This window comes from Streptomyces lincolnensis, assembly GCF_001685355.1.
Taxonomy (GTDB): Bacteria; Actinomycetota; Actinomycetes; order Streptomycetales; family Streptomycetaceae; genus Streptomyces; species Streptomyces lincolnensis.
Genome location: NZ_CP016438.1, coordinates 2,552,028 through 2,571,729, shown reverse-complemented (window position 1 = coordinate 2,571,729; position 19,702 = coordinate 2,552,028). Strand labels below are relative to the sequence as shown.

Annotated in this window: 17 protein-coding genes; 7 read left to right on the top strand and 10 right to left on the bottom strand. The window is 70.3% G+C overall.

The features are described 5' to 3' along the window. The first annotated feature begins 15 nt into the window (after positions 1 to 15). Both SLINC_RS11395 and SLINC_RS11390 read left to right on the top strand, forming a co-directional pair. On the top strand, positions 16 to 1,128 hold the full coding sequence (locus tag SLINC_RS11395) for a right-handed parallel beta-helix repeat-containing protein (protein WP_067430283.1): 1,113 nt from the start codon (positions 16 to 18) through the stop codon (positions 1,126 to 1,128). Between the two features lie 95 nt (positions 1,129 to 1,223). Beyond that, positions 1,224 to 2,021 (top strand): HAD family acid phosphatase, encoded by a 798-nt coding sequence (locus tag SLINC_RS11390; RefSeq protein WP_067430280.1) that lies wholly within the window; start codon positions 1,224 to 1,226, stop codon positions 2,019 to 2,021. A 3-nt stretch (positions 2,022 to 2,024) separates the two neighbouring features. Here the strand turns inward: SLINC_RS11390 and SLINC_RS11385 are convergent, their stop codons facing one another. Further along, a complete protein-coding gene (locus SLINC_RS11385; RefSeq protein ID WP_067430277.1) occupies positions 2,025 to 4,223 on the bottom strand; it encodes a glycoside hydrolase family 43 protein in 2,199 nt (732 codons plus the stop codon). Positions 4,224 to 4,425: 202 nt separating this feature from the next. On the opposite strand from SLINC_RS11385, the gene SLINC_RS11380 reads away from it, so the two are divergent. Beyond that, a complete protein-coding gene (locus tag SLINC_RS11380) occupies positions 4,426 to 5,541 on the top strand; it encodes a right-handed parallel beta-helix repeat-containing protein (protein WP_067430274.1) in 1,116 nt (371 codons plus the stop codon). Between the two features lie 180 nt (positions 5,542 to 5,721). On the opposite strand, the gene SLINC_RS11375 is transcribed toward SLINC_RS11380, so the two are convergent. The 3 genes from SLINC_RS11375 to SLINC_RS11365 all read right to left on the bottom strand — a co-directional run bounded on the left by SLINC_RS11375 (position 5,722) and on the right by SLINC_RS11365 (position 8,041). Next, a complete protein-coding gene (locus SLINC_RS11375) occupies positions 5,722 to 6,552 on the bottom strand; it encodes a pectate lyase (RefSeq protein ID WP_067430271.1) in 831 nt (276 codons plus the stop codon). Positions 6,553 to 6,635: 83 nt separating this feature from the next. Beyond that, on the bottom strand, positions 6,636 to 7,478 hold the full coding sequence (locus tag SLINC_RS11370; RefSeq protein WP_067430268.1) for a hypothetical protein: 843 nt from the start codon (positions 7,476 to 7,478) through the stop codon (positions 6,636 to 6,638). Continuing rightward, the gene (locus SLINC_RS11365) at positions 7,475 to 8,041 is read right to left on the bottom strand and encodes a SigE family RNA polymerase sigma factor (RefSeq protein WP_067430265.1); all 567 of its coding nucleotides are present in this window, start codon (positions 8,039 to 8,041) and stop codon (positions 7,475 to 7,477) included. The genes SLINC_RS11370 and SLINC_RS11365 overlap by 4 nt, the downstream gene beginning before the upstream one ends. Positions 8,042 to 8,289: 248 nt before the next feature. On the opposite strand from SLINC_RS11365, the gene SLINC_RS11360 reads away from it, so the two are divergent. Then, positions 8,290 to 9,747, top strand: a complete 1,458-nt coding sequence (locus tag SLINC_RS11360; protein WP_067430262.1) for an NCS2 family permease — start codon at positions 8,290 to 8,292, stop codon at positions 9,745 to 9,747. Between the two features lie 69 nt (positions 9,748 to 9,816). On the opposite strand, the gene SLINC_RS11355 is transcribed toward SLINC_RS11360, so the two are convergent. From SLINC_RS11355 to SLINC_RS11335, 5 genes are read right to left on the bottom strand one after another with little or no spacing between them, the layout of a single operon-like run. Continuing rightward, positions 9,817 to 11,268 (bottom strand): peptidoglycan D,D-transpeptidase FtsI family protein, encoded by a 1,452-nt coding sequence (locus SLINC_RS11355; protein ID WP_067430259.1) that lies wholly within the window; start codon positions 11,266 to 11,268, stop codon positions 9,817 to 9,819. Positions 11,269 to 11,322: 54 nt separating this feature from the next. Further along, positions 11,323 to 11,982, bottom strand: a complete 660-nt coding sequence (locus SLINC_RS11350) for a response regulator transcription factor (RefSeq protein WP_375141479.1) — start codon at positions 11,980 to 11,982, stop codon at positions 11,323 to 11,325. Between the two features lie 4 nt (positions 11,983 to 11,986). Next, positions 11,987 to 13,255, bottom strand: coding sequence for a sensor histidine kinase (locus tag SLINC_RS11345; protein WP_067430253.1), 1,269 nt, complete (start codon positions 13,253 to 13,255; stop codon positions 11,987 to 11,989). 44 nt (positions 13,256 to 13,299) lie between these two features. After that, the gene (locus SLINC_RS11340; protein WP_067430250.1) at positions 13,300 to 13,770 is read right to left on the bottom strand and encodes a GNAT family N-acetyltransferase; all 471 of its coding nucleotides are present in this window, start codon (positions 13,768 to 13,770) and stop codon (positions 13,300 to 13,302) included. Between the two features lie 3 nt (positions 13,771 to 13,773). After that, positions 13,774 to 14,547: an IclR family transcriptional regulator gene (locus SLINC_RS11335; protein ID WP_067430247.1), complete on the bottom strand. Its 774-nt coding sequence runs from the start codon at positions 14,545 to 14,547 to the stop codon at positions 13,774 to 13,776. Between the two features lie 121 nt (positions 14,548 to 14,668). Here SLINC_RS11335 and SLINC_RS11330 point away from each other — a divergent pair, with 121 nt between their 5' ends. Both SLINC_RS11330 and SLINC_RS11325 read left to right on the top strand, forming a co-directional pair. Further along, on the top strand, positions 14,669 to 16,198 hold the full coding sequence (locus tag SLINC_RS11330) for an aldehyde dehydrogenase (NADP(+)) (protein ID WP_079164496.1): 1,530 nt from the start codon (positions 14,669 to 14,671) through the stop codon (positions 16,196 to 16,198). A 105-nt stretch (positions 16,199 to 16,303) separates the two neighbouring features. Beyond that, entirely contained in the window at positions 16,304 to 16,912 is a 609-nt protein-coding gene (locus SLINC_RS11325; RefSeq protein WP_067430240.1) for a DUF1349 domain-containing protein, read from the top strand. Here the strand turns inward: SLINC_RS11325 and SLINC_RS11320 are convergent. Next, positions 16,878 to 18,260 carry an MFS transporter gene (locus tag SLINC_RS11320; protein ID WP_067430237.1) on the bottom strand — a complete coding sequence of 461 codons (1,383 nt, stop codon included), beginning with the start codon at positions 18,258 to 18,260 and terminating at the stop codon, positions 16,878 to 16,880. The two genes, SLINC_RS11325 and SLINC_RS11320, sit on opposite strands and share 35 nt — an antisense overlap. A gap of 70 nt (positions 18,261 to 18,330) precedes the next feature. Here SLINC_RS11320 and SLINC_RS11315 point away from each other — a divergent pair, with 70 nt between their 5' ends. Further along, positions 18,331 to 19,311 carry a GlxA family transcriptional regulator gene (locus SLINC_RS11315; protein WP_067430234.1) on the top strand — a complete coding sequence of 327 codons (981 nt, stop codon included), beginning with the start codon at positions 18,331 to 18,333 and terminating at the stop codon, positions 19,309 to 19,311. Positions 19,312 to 19,702: the final 391 nt, after the last annotated feature.

Here is a 19,702-nt window from a genome sequence, read left to right as displayed (position 1 = left end):
AAGGACCCGCACTCCATGTCTCGTCGTACCGCTCTGCTCACGGCAGCCGCCGTGGCCCTCGGCTCCGGCCTCGCCGTCCTCCCCACCCAGGCGCAGGCCGCGACCGTGGTCGTCAGCACCTCCACCGACCTGTCCAACGCCATCAAGAACGCCACCGCCGGCACCGTCATCCAGGTCCGCGGCGGCACCTACTACCCGACGGCCACGCTCCAGTCGACGGCCAACGGCACATCCTCCGCGCCGATCACGCTCACCGCGTACGGCTCGGAGACGGTGAAGATCGACGGCTCGTCCCTGCCCTCCGGCTCCTGGATCTTCAAGCTGACCGCCGACTACTGGAACGTCTCCAACATGACCTTCCAGAACTCCCCGGACAGTGCTGTGGTCTGCCAGTCCTGCACCGGCACGGTCTGGAACACCATCAAGACCATCAACGGCGGCGACTCCGGCTTCACGCTCACCGGCGACGGCACGGTCAACAACACCGTGAAGAACATCGACAGCTACGGCCACTACGACGCCGCCACCCACGGCGAGAACGCCGACGGCATCGCCGTGAAGTTCGGCTCCGGCAGCGGCAACCTCATCACCGGGGCCCGCCTCTACAACAACTCCGACGACGGCCTGGACTTCTGGTCCTTCTCCTCGCCCGTCACCATCGAGCACACCTGGGCCATGGGCAACGGCAAGAACCGCTGGTCCGACTCCGCGTTCGCCGGTGACGGCAACGGCTACAAGCTCGGCGGCGACGGCGAGGTCGTCGCGCACGTCGTCAACAACTCGGCCGCCTGGGACAACGCCGGCAACGGCTTCACCGAGAACAGCAACAAGGGCGCCATCGTCATCAACCGCACCACCGCCTACGCCAACGCCAAATGGGGCTACTACTTCGCCACCGGCACCGCCAAACTCGGCAAGAACCTCGCGGTGAGCAACGGCGGCGGTTCGGTGAGCAAGAGCTCCTCGGTGGTGTCGTCCGGCAACAACTGGGACTCCGGCATCTCGACACCCGCCTTCCGGTCGACGGACGCGAGCAGCACGTACAACGCCCGCAGCTCCAGCGGCACCCTGCCCGCCACCACGTTCCTCACGACGGGCAGCACCACCATCGGCTCGACCATGAACTGACCTGACGCCCGCCCACTCCGGCCCCGGGGCGCTTGACCCGTTTTTTGCCCGGCGGGTCTCGCGCCCGCCGGGGTGACGCGCGTAGAACGTCTGTCATGCATAAGCCACTGCGTCTCGCAGCCCTCACCGCCGCCTGTGCCCTCGCCGCCGGTGCCCTCTACGGGGCCGGCATGGCGACCGCCGGTCAGTCCACGGCGAACTCCACGCACGAGCCCTACAACATCGGGCTCCTGGTCAAGGACATCGACACCTACTACGGCACCGCGGCCGACGCGAACGGTGTGTACCAGGCGTCCCCGGACAGCCCGTACGCCAAGGACCTGGCGTCGATCGACGCCGCGGCGAGGACGTACATCGACAAGGCCGCCCGCAAGGCCGTCCACCACGGCGAGAAGCCCGCGGTCGTGTTCGACATCGACGACACGCTGCTGCTCAGCCTCGACTACGAGAAGCGCTACAACTACACCTACAACTCGGCTACTTGGGCCGCCTACGTCAACAAGGCCGACCGGCCGGCCGTCTTCGGCAGCCCCGAACTCGTGCGGTACGCCGCGAAGAAGGGCGTCGAGGTCTTCTACAACTCGGGGCTCAGCGAGGCCCAGCGCTCCGCGGCCGTCGAGAACCTGAAGAAGGTCGGCGCCGAGGTGAACCTCGACGCCGACCACATGTTCCTGAAGAACACCGCCAACCCGCCGTCCTACCTGAGCGGTTGCGCCACTCCGGGCACCTGGACCTGCACCACCGTGCAGTACAAGTCCGGCACCCGCAAGCACATCGAGCGGGACCTCGGATACGAGATCATCGCCAACTTCGGCGACCAGTACTCCGACCTCGACGGCGGTTACGCAGACAGGACGTACAAGCTGCCGAACCCGACGTACTTCGTCGGCTGACCCTCAGCGGCGCACCGGTTTGATCGACTCCAGCGTCGGCACCACCGGCACGATCGAGCCGTCCGCCGCGAACCTCATGCGGTCGATCGTCGTCTCGCGGTGCATGCCGTCACCGCCCGGCTTCCCCGGACCGTTCAGGGCGAACCGGTGGTAGACGATGTACCAGTCGTCGGTGCCGGGCGCCTTCACCACGGAGTGGTGGCCGGTGCCGAGGATGCCGTACTCAGGACGCTTCGACAGGATCGTCCCCTTCTTGGTCCACGGGCCGAGCGGGGACGGTCCCGTCGCGTAGGCGACGTGGTAGTTCTCGCTGCGGGTGTCGTCCTCGGACCACATGAAGTAGTACGTGCCCTTCCGCTTGATCACGAAGGAGCCCTCGCGGAAGTTGTCCGGGGTGATGTCCTGCACCCGCGACGCGTCGAAGGACACCATGTCGTCGTTCAGCGGCACGACGTATCCGTGGCCGTTGCCCCAGTAGAGATACGACGTGCCGTCGTCGTCCGTGTAGACCGCGGGGTCGATCATCTGGCCCTTCAGCGAGCCGCCCTTCGCCACCAGGGGCTTGCCCAGGGCGTCCTTGAACGGGCCCGCGGGGGAGTCCGCCACCGCCACACCGATCTGCTGCTCGGCGCAGAAGTAGAAGTAGTACTTGCCGTCCCGCTCGGCGATCGCCGGCGCCCACGCGTTCTTGTCCGCCCAGCTCACGTCCGGACCGAGGTCCAGGATGACGCCGTGGTCCTTCCAGTGGACCAGGTCCTTCGACGAGTACGCCTTGAATCTGGTCCCGCTCCAGCCCTGGAAGCCGTCCGTCGTCGGATAGATCCAGTACTCGCCGTTCAGATAGTGCACGTCCGGGTCGGCGTTGAGGCCGGGCAGGGTCGGGCTGCCGGTGCGCACCGCCTCGACCGACCAGGTGCGCTTCGTCCCGTCCGCGGCCGTCACGGTGTACGTCTGCGGCTTGCGGAAGTCCCGGCGGGTACCGGACCGGGGGCTCACGGTCGAGCCCTCGCCGATCCAGAGCTTCGGGGCGAGGCGCCCGAGGTCGGTACCGGGCTCCATCGGCAGCACGACCTTCGAGGCCGCCTCGGTGACGAGGGCGTACCCCTTCTGGCCCTTCGCCGTCGCGTCCACGACCGAGGCGGGGGAGGCGGGATACGCGGCGAGCAGCCGGTCGTACTCCGCCTGCGTCACCGGGAGCACCGTGCCGTGCCGGGGGCTGGCCGGCAGCTGGTAGTTCGTGGACGGGGTCCACTTGCCCGAGTCGAGGTCGGTGGTCTCGAAGGGGAGGTAGCCGCGGCCGCCGTACTCGTCGATGAAGAGGTACCACTTCTTCTCGGTGTTGGACTTGAACACCGTCGGCCCCTCACCGCGCTCCATCGCCCCGCTGCCGATGCAGTCCGCGACGAAGTCGTACTTGGTGGAGGTCAGGCTGGTCGACTTCTCACCGGTGATGAACTTGGCGCAGGGAGAGCTGGAGGCCGGGTCCCGCTCGTCCTTGGTGTAGCGGTAGTAGGTGTCCTTGTACTTCACGACCGTCGAGTCGATGACCGAGTAGCCCGGGTCGTTCCAGACCTTCGGCGCGCTGAAGGTGCGGAAGTCCTTCGTGGTCGCGTACATCATCTTGTTGTACGTCGATCCCTTGTGGTCGGGATCGTCCTCGGCGTACAGCTTCGACGCCCAGAAGACGACGTAGGCGCCGAGGGAGTCGTCCCAGTAGGCCTCCGGCGCCCAGGTGTTGCCCGCGTTGTCCGGGGACACCTTCACCAGGCGCTGGTCGGTCCAGTGGACCAGGTCGGTGGACTCCCACACCATGATCGACTTGCTGCCGTGCCGCTGCACGTCGTCCCAGCTGCCGCTGCTGTTCTGGTACATCCTGAGGTCGGTGGCGATCAGATAGAACTTGTCGCCCTTGGGGGAGCGGATCACGAACGGGTCGCGCAGCCCCTTCTCGCCGGTCGTGGACGTCAGGACCGGCTTGCCCGCGTTCAGCTCCCGCCAGTGCAGCGCGTCGTTGCCGCGGCTGAGGGCGTAGCGGATCTGCTCGCCGTCGGCCGTGCCCTCGCCGGTGAAGTAGGCGAACAGATAGCCGGCGTACTGGGGCTGCTTCACGGGTGGTGCTCCTGGGCGGGCGGACGTCGGTGGGGCGGCGAACAGGGAGAGGAGGAGCGAGAGACAGGCGAGGAGCAGAAGTCGGGGGCGCATGCCAGTCCTCTGTGTGAGTGTGGGGGTTTGTGTTGAGTAGTGCGCGCCTTGGGAGTCTCACCAGTGGGAAACAGCACGTCAATCGGTGAGTACGGGATGAGAGCCAGCGAAAGTTTCGACTGTTTTCGGTGGGGTGCGGCAACTCTTCCGGGGGTGGTGACGACTGCATGGCGTCTCACGTCCCCGAGGAAAGGAACGCCCCGTGCGGCTCAGCACCGGACGCCACCGCAGGACCCGTACCCTCTCCATCGCCGCGGCGGTCGCCGTCGCCGCGGGTGCGGGCGGCGTCTACCTCGGTCTCTCCGACGGCGGAGCCCAGGCCGCGTCGAGGACGGTCACGGTGTCCACCACCGCGCAGCTGGAGACGGCCGTCAGGCACGCGACCGCCGGCACGGTCATCGAGATCCGTGGCGGCACGTACACCCCGTCGGCCACCCTCAAGTCCACGGCGAACGGCACGAGTTCGGCGCGGATCGTGGTGCGGGCGCACGACGGTGAGAAGGTGAGGATCGACGGGTCCGGGCTGGCGGACGGCTCCTGGCTCGCCGCGATCGACGGTGACCACTGGACCGTGCAGGACCTCACCTTCCAGAACTCGCCGGCGCAGGGGTTCGTCGCCACGTCGTCCGTCGGGGGTGTCTTCAAGAACCTCGTCACCGCGCACAACGGGGGCTCCGGGTTCACGCTGCGCGGCGACGGGACGACCGACAACCTCGTGCAGAACCTGGACAGTCACGGCAACTACGACCCGGCCGGGCACGGCCGGAACGCCGACGGGATCGCGGTGAAGTTCGGATCCGGGACGGGGAACCGGATCACCGGGGCGCGGCTGTACGACAACTCCGACGACGGGCTCGACCTGTGGCAGTTCTCGTCCTCCGTGAGGATCGAGCACACGTGGGCCTTCGGCAACCGGAACGGGTTCGAGCTCGGCGGTGGGGGTGTCACGGTCGGGCATGTCGTCGGCAACAACGCCGCGTGGGACAACACGGTGAACGGGTTCACCGAGAACTCCAATCGCGGGGGGATCGTGCTGAACCGGAACACCGCGTACGGCAATGGCGGGGTGGGGTTCTCCTTCGCCACGGGGAAGGCTCGGCTGGCTCGGAATCTTGCGGTGGGCAACAAGGGTGGGGCGTCCGAGTTGGGTTCGTCGGCGGTGTCTGCGGCGAACAGTTGGGACAGGGGGGTGGTGGCGCCTGCGTTCAAGTCGACGGATGCGGCGGGGGTTTACGGGGCTCGGAGGTCGGGTGGGGTGCTGCCGAGTGTTGAGTTTCTGACCACCGGGTCCACTGTTATCGGATCCAACATGGACTGAGGGTGGTGCGCGGGCTGCCGGCCGGTGGGGGCTGGTCGCGCAGTTCCCCGCGCCCCTTCAGGGCGCGGAAGCGCCCCGTCGGTCGTCACCGGCGGGGCGCTCCTCGCGTACCGGTCGAGGGGGGCTCGACCAGTGCGACCGGTCGGCCCAAGGGGGGCTTGGCCGACCGGAGTCACAGGGTCAGTCGTACGTGATGTCCGACGTCTTGAACTTGCAGGTCTTGGCGTCGGGGCCGGTGCCGAGTTCGGTGGGCTCCTTGCCGGTGTTGTTGCCCTTGAAGCGGACGCAGGTCTTGGTCTTCTTCTTGGGGTCGCCGTGGATGCGGATCTTCGACAGGGTGGCGGTGTCGCCGTAGTTGGCGTTGACGCCGACGACGGCCTTCAGGGGAGCCGTGACGTCGATGTCGGTCAGGACGATCGTGCGCTTGACCTGCGTCTTGCAGTTGCCGCAGGAGCGGACCAGCTTGCCGGAGTTGTGGACCTGGAAGCCGGTCACGACGAGCTTGCCGGCGCCGTTGAACTGGAGCACCTTGTCGGAGCCGTTCTTCGCGCCACCGCCGACGACCTTGTAGACGGCCGACGACGACTTGCCCTTGAAGCTGGCGGCGTCCTCGCCGACGTCCAGCCACCACACGTTCTGGAGCGTGCAACCGCCCTTGCAGTGGACGCCGTCCGCACCTGGGGTGCCGATGACCACGTTCTTGAGGACGGCACCGTCGGCCAGCTCGAAGACCGGGTCCTGGCCCTCCTCCTGGCCGCTGCCGCCCAGCGCGCCGGAGCCGTAGAACTTCTTCAGCTTGCCGTCGTAGGTGCCCGAGACCTTGATCGTCGACGACACGGCCTTGCTGCCCTTGGCGGTCGGCCAGGACGCGGCGGCGCCCGCGGAGGACACCAGCGTCGAGGTGACGATCGCCGCGCCCGTCACGCCTAAGGCGGCTGCCCCGGCGATCACCGCCCGCCGCTTGGTGAGACGGCGACGGTGGCGGACGCGCTGTTCGGCTCGTGCAGTCATGCCCATTCCTTGCGTGGGAGTGGAACCTTGCGCTACCTGGTCGCCACACGTGAGGAAAGGGTTGCCGCCTCTTCAGAATTCTTCTACGAGTCGTCCTCGTCGCCTTCACGGGCCGTGAAGTCGCCCGCCACGGCGCGCTGTTCGCCGCCCGTCGTCGCCGTGACCGCGTAGCGGTCGTGCCGGGCGTCCCGGCCGCCGCGGTCGTGGTCGTACTGCCCGGCGAACACCCACTCGCCCGGCGGCACCGCACGGCCCTGCTTGAGCACCCAGGTGTAGACGAGGTAGCCGTCCTGCTCGACGACCGTCGTGGTGAAGTCGTCCTCGGGCGCGGACCGCCAGGCGCCCGTCGAACTGACCCCGCCGGTCTGCCTGACCTTCAACCGGACGGTCAGCGCGGTGAGTTTCTCGCTCGTCCTGACGGTCACATTGCTCTGCGCCCAGAACTCGTTGCTGTGCGGGTCCACCGAGCCGTCCGACCACACCGGGCCGTCCTCGGTGCCCGTGGCCGGCGCCACCGGGGTGACCGAGGTGCTCGGCGAGCGCTCGGGGGACCTGCTCGGTTCCGGGGAGTCGGGCGGGGTGCTCGGCGTCGGATCCACCGGCGGCGCCGGGGGGCGGCTCGTCGCGTCCGGGGACGGGGAGGGTGTCGGCGAGACCGCGACGTTCTGCGGGGTGGCCTCCCCCTTCACCGCGGACGCCACCGCGTAGCCGCCGACACCGAGGACGCCCGCGACCGCGGTCGTGGCGGCGACCACCCGCACCCAGCCGAACACCGGCGGACGGGTCGCCCGGTGGTCGGGGCGGAGCTCCTCGGCCATGCCGCGTTCGACACGGGCCAGGATGCGCGCGCGGTCGGGCTGGTGCGATCCGGCCGCCTCGTGCAGCCGGGAGCGCAGTTCGTCGTGCACGTCCCGCTGCATGGTCATCGGTCCCTTCCTCCGGCGTCGGCGGTGCGCGCCATCGCCGCGTGCACCTTCTGCGGAACCGCCTGTGTCCCGAGCAGTCGCTGGAGTTCGGCCATTCCCTTGGAGGTCTGGCTCTTCACCGTACCGACCGAGATGCCCAGGGCGAGCGCGGTGTCCTTCTCCGACAGGTCGAAGGCGTGCCGCAGCACCACGCAGGCGCGCTTGCGGAACGGGAGTCTACGCAACGCCTCCTGGACGTCGACGACACCCGCCACGTCCGGGTTCTCGGTCTTCTCCTCGCGCTGCGACCAGAACAGCGCGACCCGCCGCCGTTCCCGGACGGCGCTGCGGATCCGGGTGCGGGCCAGATTGGCGACGACACCGCGTGCGTACGCCGCCGGATGGTCGGCCGCGCGGACCCGGTCCCAGCGGTGCCACAGGGCCAGCAGGGCGTCCGCCGCGAGATCGTCGGCGGCGTCCGGCTCTCCCGTCAGCAGGTGGGCGAGGCGGGACAGTTCGGCGTAGTGGCGTTCGAAGAAGGCGTGGAACTCCACGGAGGCGGCGTCGTCGACGACTGTGCCCACGGGCGACCTCTCCCAGCTGTGCGTGTCACGTGTCTGACATGTGATCATCCGGGGTGGCCGGACGGAGATCCGGAAGCGTAGCAGTGATCGTGAAGTGAAATCGTACGAGACTTCGAACAGTGTGTGGCAAGCCGTACGGTGAGCAGCTCTGATTCCGTAACACGGCGAAAACCTGTGACGCGTTCAACGCGGGAACAATCCAGCCAGCATCCGCACACCGATCAACCAGGCAACTAGGAGCGACAGCCATGTCCGAGACCGACACGGTGTCCGACGGGACCGCTGGTCCGCCGCCCGCTGCGAGCGGCGTCGACCGGTTCTTCAGGATCACCGAGCGGGGGTCCACTTTCGGCCGGGAGGTACGCGGCGGCTTCGCCACGTTCTTCACGATGGCCTACATCCTGGTGCTGAACCCCATCATCCTCGGCAGCGCGAAGGACAAGTTCGGCCACCAGCTCGACGCGGTCCAGCTGACCACCGCCACCGCCCTGGTGGCCGCGGTCATGACGATCATCATGGGCGTCGGCGGCAACCTGCCCCTCGCGCTCGCCGCGGGCCTCGGACTGAACGCCGTCGTCGCCTTCCAGATCGCCCCGCTGATGAGCTGGGACGACGCGATGGGCCTGGTCGTCCTGGAGGGACTGCTGATCTGCGTCCTGGTGGTGACCGGGCTGCGCGAGGCGATCATGCACGCCATCCCGCAGTCCCTCAAGCAGGCCATCAGCGTCGGTATCGGCCTGTTCATCGCCTTCATCGGTTTCGTGGACGCCGGGTTCGTCAGCCGGATCCCCGACGCGGCGAACACCACCGTCCCCGTCCAGCTCGGCGGCACCGGCTCCCTCACCGGGTGGCCGATCCTCGTCTTCTGCCTCGGGGTGCTGCTGACGATCGGACTGCTCGCCCGCAAGGTCAAGGGCGCCATCCTGATCAGCATCGTGACCATGACGATCGTCGCGATGATCATCAACTCGATCGCCGACATCAAGGCCTGGGGCCTGACCACACCCGAGTGGCCCGACAAGATCGTCGACACCCCCGACTTCGGACTGATCGGTCACTTCAGCCTGTTCGGCGCCTTCGACGCGGCCGGTGTCGGCGTCGTCACCGTCGTCCTGCTGATCTTCACGCTGATCCTGTCCGACTTCTTCGACACCATGGGCACGGTCGTCGGCATCAGCGCGGAGGCCGGCCTGCTCGACGAGGAGGGCAAGGTGCCCAACCTGGGCCGGGTGCTGCTCATCGACGGTGCCGCGGCGGTCGCGGGCGGCGCGGCGTCGGCCTCCTCGGCCACGTCCTACATCGAGTCGGCGGCCGGCGTCGGCGAGGGCTCCCGCACCGGCTTCTCCAACCTGGTCACCGGCGGCCTGTTCGCCCTGGCGCTCTTCCTGACCCCGCTGCTCACCATCGTCCCGCTCCAGGCGGCCGCCCCGGCCCTGGTCGCCGTCGGGTTCCTGATGATGACCCAGGTCAAGCACATCGACTGGGAGCGCTACGAGATCGCCATCCCGGCCTTCCTCACCATCGCCGTGATGCCGTTCACCTACTCCATCACCAACGGCATCGGCGCGGGCTTCCTCGCGTATGTGGTGATCAAGGCGGTGCTCGGCAAGGCCAAGGAGATCCACTGGCTGCTGTGGGGGACGGCGGCGCTGTTCCTGGTGTACTTCGCGATCGACCCGATCGAGCAGATCCTGGGCGCCAAGTAGCCCCGGCGACCGGAAGGCGAACTGCGCGGCCGGCCACGGATCACCCGCGGCCGGCCGCGCAGCCACCTCTCACCCCTTCAACGCCGCTTCCATCATCGCTCTGGCCACCGGCGCCGCCAGGCCGTTACCGCTGACCTCCGACCGCGCCGCGTTCGACTGCTCCACCATCACCGCCACGGCGACCTCCTTGCCGTCCGCCTTCGCATAGGACGTGAACCAGGCGTACGGCGTCTTGCTGTTGTTCTCGCCGTGCTGCGCGGTACCGGTCTTGCCGCCCACCGTCGCGCCGGAGATCCGCGCGTTCGTGCCGGTGCCGTCGTCCACGACCGTCTGCATGGCCGACTGCAACTGCTCGGCCGTGGAGGAGCTGACGATCTCCTTGGTGTCCGCCCCGTCGTCGTAGTTCTCCAGGACGTCGCCGCCACTGTTGGTGATCTGCGACACCATGTGCGGCGAGACCAGCTTGCCGCCGTTGGCTATGGCCGCCGACACCATGGCCATCTGGAGCGGCGTGGCCGTGACGTCGAACTGGCCGATGCCCGACAGGGCCGTCTCCGCGTCGTCCATGTCCTTGGGGTACACGCTGGGGTACGCGCGCACCGGCACGTCCTGCTCGCTGTCGTTGAAGCCGAACTTCTCCGCCATCGCCCGCACCTTGTCCTGCCCCAGCTCGACGGCCAGGTGACCGAAGACGTTGTTGCAGGAGTACCGGAGCGCGACCCGGAGCGTGGCGTTCTCGCAGGGTGCGGACGCGTTCTCGTTGTCCAGGGTCCGGGTGCTGCCCGGCAGCGGGTACGGGTTCGGGCTGTCGGTCCTCTGGTCCACCGACGAGTACAGACCGTCCTCCAGCGCGGCCGCCGCCACGACCAGCTTGAACGTCGACCCCGGCGGCAGCGGCTGGCGCAGCGCACGGTTGGTCAGCGGCTTCTCCGGATCCGCGTTGAGCTTCTTCCAGGCGGTGCCGGCGGTGTTGGCGTCGGTGAGCGAGGACGGGTCGTACGACGGGGTCGACACCGCCGCCAGGATCTTGCCGGTCGTCGGGTCGATCGCGACGGCCGCGCCCTTCTTGTCGCCGAGCGCGTCGTAGCCCGCCTTCTGCACGCCCGGATCGATCGTCGTCACCACGGTGCCCGGCTCGGCCCGCTGGTTGGTGACCGTGTCCATCACGGTCTTCAGTCTGCTGTCCGTGCCGTTGAGGAGATCCGCGTAGATGCCCTCCAGCTGGGTGGGGGCGTACGCCTGCGAGGCGTAGCCCGTCACCGCCGCGTACAACTCGCCGTCCGTGTAGGTGCGTTTGTACGCGAGGTCGCTCCCCTCGGTCCGCGCCGAACCGGTGACCGCCTTTCCGGCCACGATGATGTTCCCGAGCGGTGAGGAGTACGTCTCGATCGCGTTCCGTCGGTTGTCGTTGTCGTCCGCGAGCGCCTGGCCCTCGTAGAACTGCACCCAGGTCGCCCGCACGAGGAGGGCGAGCACCAGGAGCAGCGCGAAGGCGGAGGCGCGCCTGATCGTCTTGTTCATCCCGCTGGGTAGACGATCGAGGATGATCGGAACGTTCCCTTCCGCCCCGTTTTCTCATCGGTTGTTCATGAAGCCCGCCTCGTACGCGGCGATCACCGCCTGGGTGCGGTCCCGGGTGCCGGTCTTCGCGAGGACCGCCGCCACGTGCGACTTCACGGTGGCGGGTCCGACCCCCATGCGCCCGGCGATCTCCGCGTTGGTCAGCCCGGCCGCCATCAGCCGCAGCACCTCGCCCTCCCGTCCCGTCAGCCGCGCCACCCAGGCCGGCGGCGCCGGGTACGCGCACGCGTGCTCCGCCGCGAGCCGCCGTACGGCCGACGGGAACAGCAGGGTGTCGCTGCGCGCGACCAGGCGTACGGCCTGCACGAGCGCGTCCGCGTCCGCCCGCTTCAGCAGGAACCCGGCGGCACCGGCGCGCAGGGCGTCGTACACGTAGGAGTCGTTCTCGAAGGTGGTCACGACGATGATCCGGGGCGGCTCGTCGAGCGTGGCGAGGATCTGCTCGGTGGCCCGGATGCCGTCGACCTCGGGCATGCGGACGTCCATGAGGGCGACGTCGGGAGCGAGCTCGCGGACGGCCGACACCGCCTGCGCCCCGGTCGCCGCCTCGCCGACGACCTCCAGGTCCGGCTCGGCGGAGAGGATCGCGCGCAGGGCGGTGCGGACCATGTGCTCGTCGTCGGCGAGGACGATCCGGACGGGTGTCATACGCATCCCTTCAACTGCCTTCGGGTGAACCGCTCATCGGCAGCCGGACGCACAGCCGCCAGACCCCCGTCTCCGCTCCCGCCTCCGCCGTCCCGCCCAGCAGCCGGGCCCGGTCGGCGATCCCGCGCAGACCGTGACCACCGCCGGGCCGGGCGGGGGCGGCGCCGGTCACCGGGTTCTCGACGGTGATCTCCAGGTGCCCGTCCGCGGGCCCGATCCGGACCGTCACCGCGCCCCGGCCGTCCGGGCCGCCCGCGTGCTTGAGGGCGTTGCTCAGCCCCTCCTGCACGATCCGGTACGCCTCCCGGGACAGGACCGGGGGAAGCGCCCCGGGCTCGACGGCGACCGTGGCGGTCACCCGCAGTCCGCCCGCCCTGGTGTGCCGCAGCAGGCCGTCGAGGTCGGCGTCGAGCGTCGGCGCGGGTGCGGTGCCGGGGGCGTCGCCGTCCCGCAGCACACCGAGGACGGCGTCGAGTTCACCGACCGTGCGCCGCGTCGTGTCCTCGATCGCGGCGAGCGCCGCGCGGACGAAATCGGGGTCGCTGTCCAGGACCCGGCGGGCCGCGCTCGCCTGGAGGGTGACCGCGCTCAGGGCATGCCCGACCGAGTCGTGCAGCTCGCGCGCGAGGCGATTGCGTACGGCGAGATCGGCGGCGCGCGCCTCGGCCGCCGCGAGCCGGTCCTCGGGGGCGGGCCCGAGCAGCGCGGGCGCCCAGCGGGCCAGGAGCGCGCCCGCGCCCGCCGCGCAGCCGGCCAGCGCGAGGAGCGAGAGCACCCCCACGACCGGGGCGAGCGCCAACGCCCAGGTGTGGTCGAGGACGTCGGGCAGCCCGAGCCGTGAGTCCCGCAGGGCCGCGACGAGCGGCAGCGCGATCAGGACGACGGCGAAGGGCGGCACGGCCAGCGTCATCCCGGCGACGATCCCGCCGAACCCCAGATGCAGGGTGAACCAGGCCGCCGTACGCGCCCGCGCGGCCCGCGTCCGGGCGGGCCCGAAGGCGAGCCGCTCCTCCGCCACCCCGCACAGCCACCGCACCGCCGCCGCCTCCAGCGGCCGCGTCAGCGGAAACAGCGAGGTGAGCGCGGCGAGCGGCAGCCCGACGGCGAACGAGGCGAGCTGGAGCGGAAACGAGCCGAACACGTTCGTGGAGCCGGTGACCGGCCCGATCACCACCTCGCCGACCAGGACGTACGGCGTGGCGAGGGCACCGCCCAGCACCAGATGCACCCACCGCAGCCGGGCCCGCCGACCGAACAGCAGACGGACGAACCCCCTCACGCCGCCCTCCCCAGGGCTTCCGACCCGCTCGGGACCGAGGCTCCTCAGCCCTCCAACACCAGTACGACCTCGTCGATCTCCTCGCCCCGGGCGTTGGCGTAACCGCTCGCCCGTGCCGTCAGACGGAAGCCGCACTTCTCCAGGACGCGCCACGAACCGGTGTTGTCGGCGGCCGCCCGGGCGTACAGCGGCCGTTCGGGCACCTCGTCGAGCAGCGCGCGCAGCGCCGCCGTGGCGATGCCCCGGCCCCAGTACGCGCGGTCGACCCAGTAGGTCACCTCACGCTCGCCGGGCTCGCCGTAGACCGCCGCGCTGCCCACCACGTCACCGTCGGCCAGGACCGTCCGCAGGACCGCGTCCGACGCGCGGTTGCGCTTCCAGTGGGCCTCGAAGGCGTCCCGGTCGGCGGGATCCTTGGGGGTGAAGGCCGCCATGCGCAGGGCCTCGGGATCGTTCATCTGCCGGAAGAAGACCGGCAGGTCGCTGTCATGGACCTCACGAAGGACGATCTGCATGCCTCAGAGCCTACGGGTGGCCAGTGTCAGCCGGTCCCGTGCGTCGAACAACGCGTCCTTCACCATCTGCTCGTGCGCGGGCGTCAGCCGCGCCACCGGCACCGAGCAGCTGATCGCGTCCCGCGCGGGCGTGCGGTACGGGATCGCCACACCGAAGCAGCGCAGCCCCAGCGTGTTCTCCTCGCGGTCCACGGAGAAGCCCTGCTCCCGGATCTGGTGCAGTTCCTCGATCAGCTTCTCCCGGTCGGTGATCGTGTGCTCGGTGAGCGCGGGCAGCGTCTCCGGGAGCATCTTGCGGACCTGCTCGTCGGAGTAGGTGCTCAGCAGCGCCTTGCCCAGGGAGGTGGAGTGCGCCGGCAGCCGGCGGCCGACCCGGGTGAAGGGGCGCAGATAGTGCTGGGACTGGCGGGTGGCCAGGTAGACCACGTTCGTGCCGTCCAGACGCGCCAGGTGGATGGTCTCGGTCGTGTCGTCCGACAGCCGGTCCAGGGTCGGCCGGGCCGCCGCGACCACCTCGTCACCGTCGATGTACGACGTGCCGACCAGCAGCGCCCGCACCCCGATGCCGTACCGCGTGCCCGTCGCGTCGGTCTCCACCCAGCCCAGCTCCACCAGCGTGCGGAGCAGCATGTAGAGACTGGACTTGGGATATCCGACGGCCTCCTGGACCGCCGCGAGGGAGTGCATACCGGGGCGTCCGGCGAAGTATTCCAGCAGCTCAACCGTCCGTACCGCGGACTTGACCTGCGCCCCGCCCGCCGTCTCGCCAGCCGACATCGCCCTTGACCCCTTCGTTCGACGGGAAATAGTCTCCAACAGCATATTCATCATCAGAGACAGTGTTCAGCATATCGAACGACCCTGGTGAATGACCCAGTTATACGTGGAGGGACCTGCGGTGGCAGCAGCACCAGTCTGGAGTGTCGACCCCCGAACCGGGAAGCAGCGGGAACAGGTTGCGGTGGAGGCCACAGCCCAGGAGGTGGACGCGGCCGTCCGCGCCGCGCACGACGCGCGCGCCTCGCTCGCGGACCGCGCCGTGCGGGCCGCCTTCCTGCGCGCCGCCGCCGACGGCCTGGAGGCGTCCAAGGACCACCTCGTCGAGGCCGCCGACGCCGAGACCGCGCTCGGTCCGGTCCGCCTCACCGGAGAACTCGCCCGCACCTGCTTCCAGCTGCGGGCCTTCGCGGACATCGTCGACGAGGGCGCCTTCCTCGACGTCGTGATCAACCATCCCGACGACACCGCGACCCCGCCCATCCCGGACCTGCGCCGCTACAAGGTCCCGCTGGGCGTCGTCGCCGTCTACTCGGCCTCGAACTTCCCCTTCGCCTTCTCCGTCGCCGGCGGCGACACGGCGAGCGCGCTGGGTGCTGGCTGCCCGGTCGTCGTCAAGGCCCACCCCGACCACCCGGGCCTGTCCGAGCTGGTCGCGTCCGTCCTGCGCCGGGCCGCCGCCGCGCACGGCATCCCCGAGGGCGTCATCGGGCTCGTGCACGGCTTCGAGGCGGGCATCGAGCTGATCAAGCACCCGCTGGTCTCCGCGGCCGGCTTCACCGGCTCCATCCGCGGTGGCCGCGCCCTGTTCGACGCGGCCGCGGCCCGTCCGGTGCCGATCCCGTTCCACGGCGAGCTCGGCTCGCTGAACCCCGTCGTCGTCACGGAGGCCGCCGCCACCGAGCGCGCCGAGGCGATCGGGGCGGGCCTGGCCGGCTCCATGACCCTCGGTGTCGGCCAGTTCTGCGTCAAGCCGGGCCTGGTCCTCGTGCCGTCCGGCGAGGCGGGCGACGGCCTGGTCAAGTCCCTGACGGCCGCCGTCAGCGACACCGACGCGGGCGTGCTCCTCGACCACCGCATGCGCGACAACTTCATCGCGGGCGTCGCCGAGCGAACCGGCCTGCCCGACGTGGACTCGCCGGTGACCCCGGGCGCGGGCGGCGAGCACACCGTCAGCCCCGGCTTCCTCACCGTGCCGGCCGCCAGGCTGGCCCAGGAGGGCGAGCACGACCTCCTCCTGGAGGAGTGCTTCGGCCCGGTGACCGTGGTCGCCCGCTACGACGACGAGAACGAGGTCCGCGGCGTACTGTCCCGTCTCCCGGGCAACCTCACCGCGACGGTCCAGCTCTCCGACGAGGAGGCGGCCGGCGAGGGCCGCGGCGCGGAGATCCTGGCGGAACTGACCCCGCTCGCGGGGCGTGTCCTGGTCAACGGCTGGCCCACGGGTGTGGCCGTGGCACCGGCCCAGCACCACGGCGGGCCGTACCCGGCCACGACCTCCACGTCGACGTCCGTCGGCGGCACGGCCATCGAGCGGTGGCTGCGGCCGGTCGCGTACCAGAACGCGCCTCAGGCACTGCTGCCGGCGGAGCTGAGGGATGGCAATCCGCTGGGGCTGCCGCGGCGGTTCAACGGGCGGCTGGAGCGGTAACTCCGTAGGGGTGCGGGCTGTTCGCGGGCTGCGGGCCGGTTGTTGGCTGGTCGCGCAGTTCCCCGCGCCCCTAGGGGGCTTCGCTGGACCTGAGAGCATGACGCAATGGATCTGGAACTTCCCGAACTGCCCTTCCCCCTGCGTACGTACGGGCCGGACGGCCACTGGTTGTACGAGGACGGGGTGCTGAGTGGCTGGGCGGGGTCTCGGCAGGATCGGTTTGTGCCGCCGAGCGGGGAAGGGCTGGACCCCGTGTCCGACGCGCCCCGGCTGCTCGGGGCGCCGGAGGGGGATTTCCAGCTGATCGCGCGGGTCACGGTGGGGTTCGGGGCGTCGTTCGACGCCGGGTCGCTCTACGTCCATGTGGCCGAGCGGGCGTGGGCGAAGCTCTGTCTGGAGTACTCCCCGGATGTGGCGACGGTCTGCACCGTCGTCACCCGGGGACACTCCGACGACGCCAACTCCTGGACGGTCGAGGGGAGTTCGGTGTGGCTGCGGATGAGCCGGACCGGCCGCGCGATAGCCTTCCACGCCTCTCGCGACGGCGAACGGTGGACCTTCGTCCGGCTGTTCACGCTGGGGGAGGAGAAGGAGACCGGGGCCGCCCTGGTCGGCTTCATGACGCAGTCGCCGATGGGGGAGGGCTGTGTGGTGACGTACGACCACATCGAGTACCGCCCTAGCTGGCCGGACGACCTCCGAGACGGCAGCTGAGCGCGAACGTCACCGCGAGCAGTCCCGCGCTGATCACCAGGCTCAGCCGCATCCCCCCGACGAACCCGTCGGACACCAGCGCCCCGAAGGCGGCGATCCCGAGACCTCCCGCCACCTGGCGTGCCGCGTTGAGCACGCCGGCCGCGAGACCCGCCCGTTCGGCGGGGACGGCATCCATCATGGCCGCGGTCAGCGGCGGCACCGTCAGGGCACACCCGAGGGCCATCGGCACCAGGAGCACGGCCACCAGGGCCGAGGGCGTGCCGGTGTCGACGGACAACAGCACCAGCAGTCCTACGACGGCCAGGGCCTGCCCCACCAGCATGGGCAGCCGGGGCCCGTACCGGCCGGCGAGCTTGCCGGCCACCACGTTGGTCACGGCGATCAGCCCGGTCATGGGCAGGAACAGCAGGCCCGCGTACAGCGCGGAGCGCCCCTGCACCTGCTGGAAGAACAGCGAGAAGACGAACACCAGGCTGTAGAAAGCGACGCTCACCGCCGCCCCGGCGGAGACCGCGGCGGTCACCGTCCGGTTGCGGAAAAGATCAAGGGGCACCACCGGATGCGGACTGCGTGCCTCGATCCGCAGGAACGCCACGCCCGCCACGACAGCGACCGCCAACGCCGCCCAGCCCGCCGTACCGCCCTCGATCACCGCGAACGCCACGCCCGTGAGGGCGAGCACCGCCGTCACCTGACCGGGCAGGTCCAGCGGCGCCGGACGCCGCTCCGAGCGCGGGGCGCGCACGAGCAGGACCAGGATCACCACCCCCACCGGCACATTGACGAAGAAGATCCCGCGCCAGTCCCAGGCCGTGGTCAGCGCACCACCCACCACTGGCCCCAGGGCCACGGCGACCGACCCACCGGCCGCCCACAACGCGACGGCACGGGCCCGTCGCGCCGGATCGGTGTAGGCCTGGCGCACCAGGGCCAGCGAAGCGGGCAGCACGGCGGCGGCGGCCACGCCCTGCACCACCCGCGCCGCGACCAGCGTCGGTAGATTCGGCGCCAGCCCGCAGGCCACCGAGGCGAGCGTGAACACGACCGTCCCGAGCACATAGGCACGGCTGGCCCCCACCCGGTCCGAGAACGCCCCGGTGGAGAGCATCAGCGAGGCGAAGGCCAGCGTGTAGGCGTCCACCACCCACTGGAGTCCGGACATCCCGCTGCCGAAGGAGGATCCGATCGCGGGCAGCGCCACGTTCACCACGGAGGCGTCGAGGCAGATCAGCGCGAAGCCCAGAAGAGCGGCGGCGAGGGTGAGCGCGGGCGAGGGCGTCCTGGACCCCGACCCACGCCCGGGAGCGGCGAGTTCGCCACCGAGAACAGTCCCGTTGGTTGACATGCCCCCATCCTGCGGATCATCGCCGCCGTACAGTAGTGGCCGGAACGCCACACCTCCGGAGGTTCTGGCCATGCTCCAGCCACCCACACCGCACCGCGTCGCCGTCATCGCGCCCTCGCCCGTCTCGATGTTCAACCTCGCGATCCCGGAGATGCTCTTCGGCAAGGTCGTCAGCCACGGCCAGCCGGGCTACGACGTGATCATCTGCGCGGCCGAAACGGGCCCCCTGCCCACCTCCGCCGGCCTCGACCTCCAGGTACGGCACGGCCTCGACGCCCTGGGCGAGGCGGACACGGTGATGGTGGCGGGCACCGGAGCGCCCTACGAACCGGACCCGCGGATCGTGGCAGCCATCCGCGAGGCGGCGGCCGGCGGCAAGCGCATCGCCGCGCTGTGCACCGGCACGTTCCAACTCGCCGAGGCGGGCCTGCTCCAGGGCCGCAAGGCCACGACGTACTGGGCCCACGCCGACGAACTCCGCCGGCGATACCCGGACGTCGACCTGTGCGGAGACGTCCTCTACGTCCAGGACGGCCCCTACCTCACCGCCTCCGGCTACGCGGCCGGCATCGACCTGTGCCTCCACATCATCCGCACCGACTACGGCGCCGCCGTGGCCAACGAGGTCGCCCGCCTCGCCCTGGTCGCCCCCGTCCGCCCCGGCGGCCAGACCCAGTTCACCTTGACCCCCCTGCCCCCCGAACGCGGCACCACCTGCGCCGACACCCGCGCCTGGGCCATGCGCAACCTCGACAAGCCCCTCACCCTCACGGACCTGGCCCGCCACGCCGGCGTCTCGGTCCGCACCCTCACCCGCCGCTTCCACGCCGAGAGCGGCGTCAGCCCCCTCCAGTGGCTCCTCCACCAACGCATCGAACGCGCCAAGGAACTCCTCGAAACGACCACCCTCCCCATGGACCAGATCGCCCACACCAGCGGTCTCGGCACGGCGGATTCTTTGCGCGCGCACCTCGTCCGCCGGACTGGCCTGACCCCGACCGCCTACCGAGCCCAGTTCAGTCACCGGGGCGTTTCGCGGGGCGCGGCGTGAGGTCGTGTGTTGTCTGCGGGCGTGTGGGGGCTGGTCGCGCAGTTCCCCGCGCCCCTTAGGTAGGGAAAGCCGCCGTTGGGCATGAGGCACCCTCCGGGCGGTGGGCGCTGTGGCCGCCCACGGCGGTAAGGGGACGGGGCGGGGGGTGTCCGCCCGCAGCGTCCGGCGTCCGACACGCAGTACAGCTAGGAGACACAGCACCGCCGGACCGAGGACGGAGACCCCCCGCCCCGGCCCCGACCCACCCCACAACCGTGGGCGCTACATCCGCCCCCACCGAAGCCGCACAGCGCGCCGCGAGGCATCGCATCACGCCCGGGAATGAACAACGACTGCTTGAATGTTCACCCACCGGCGGAGGGAGCCTCCGTACCCGCACGACCGAGAGAGC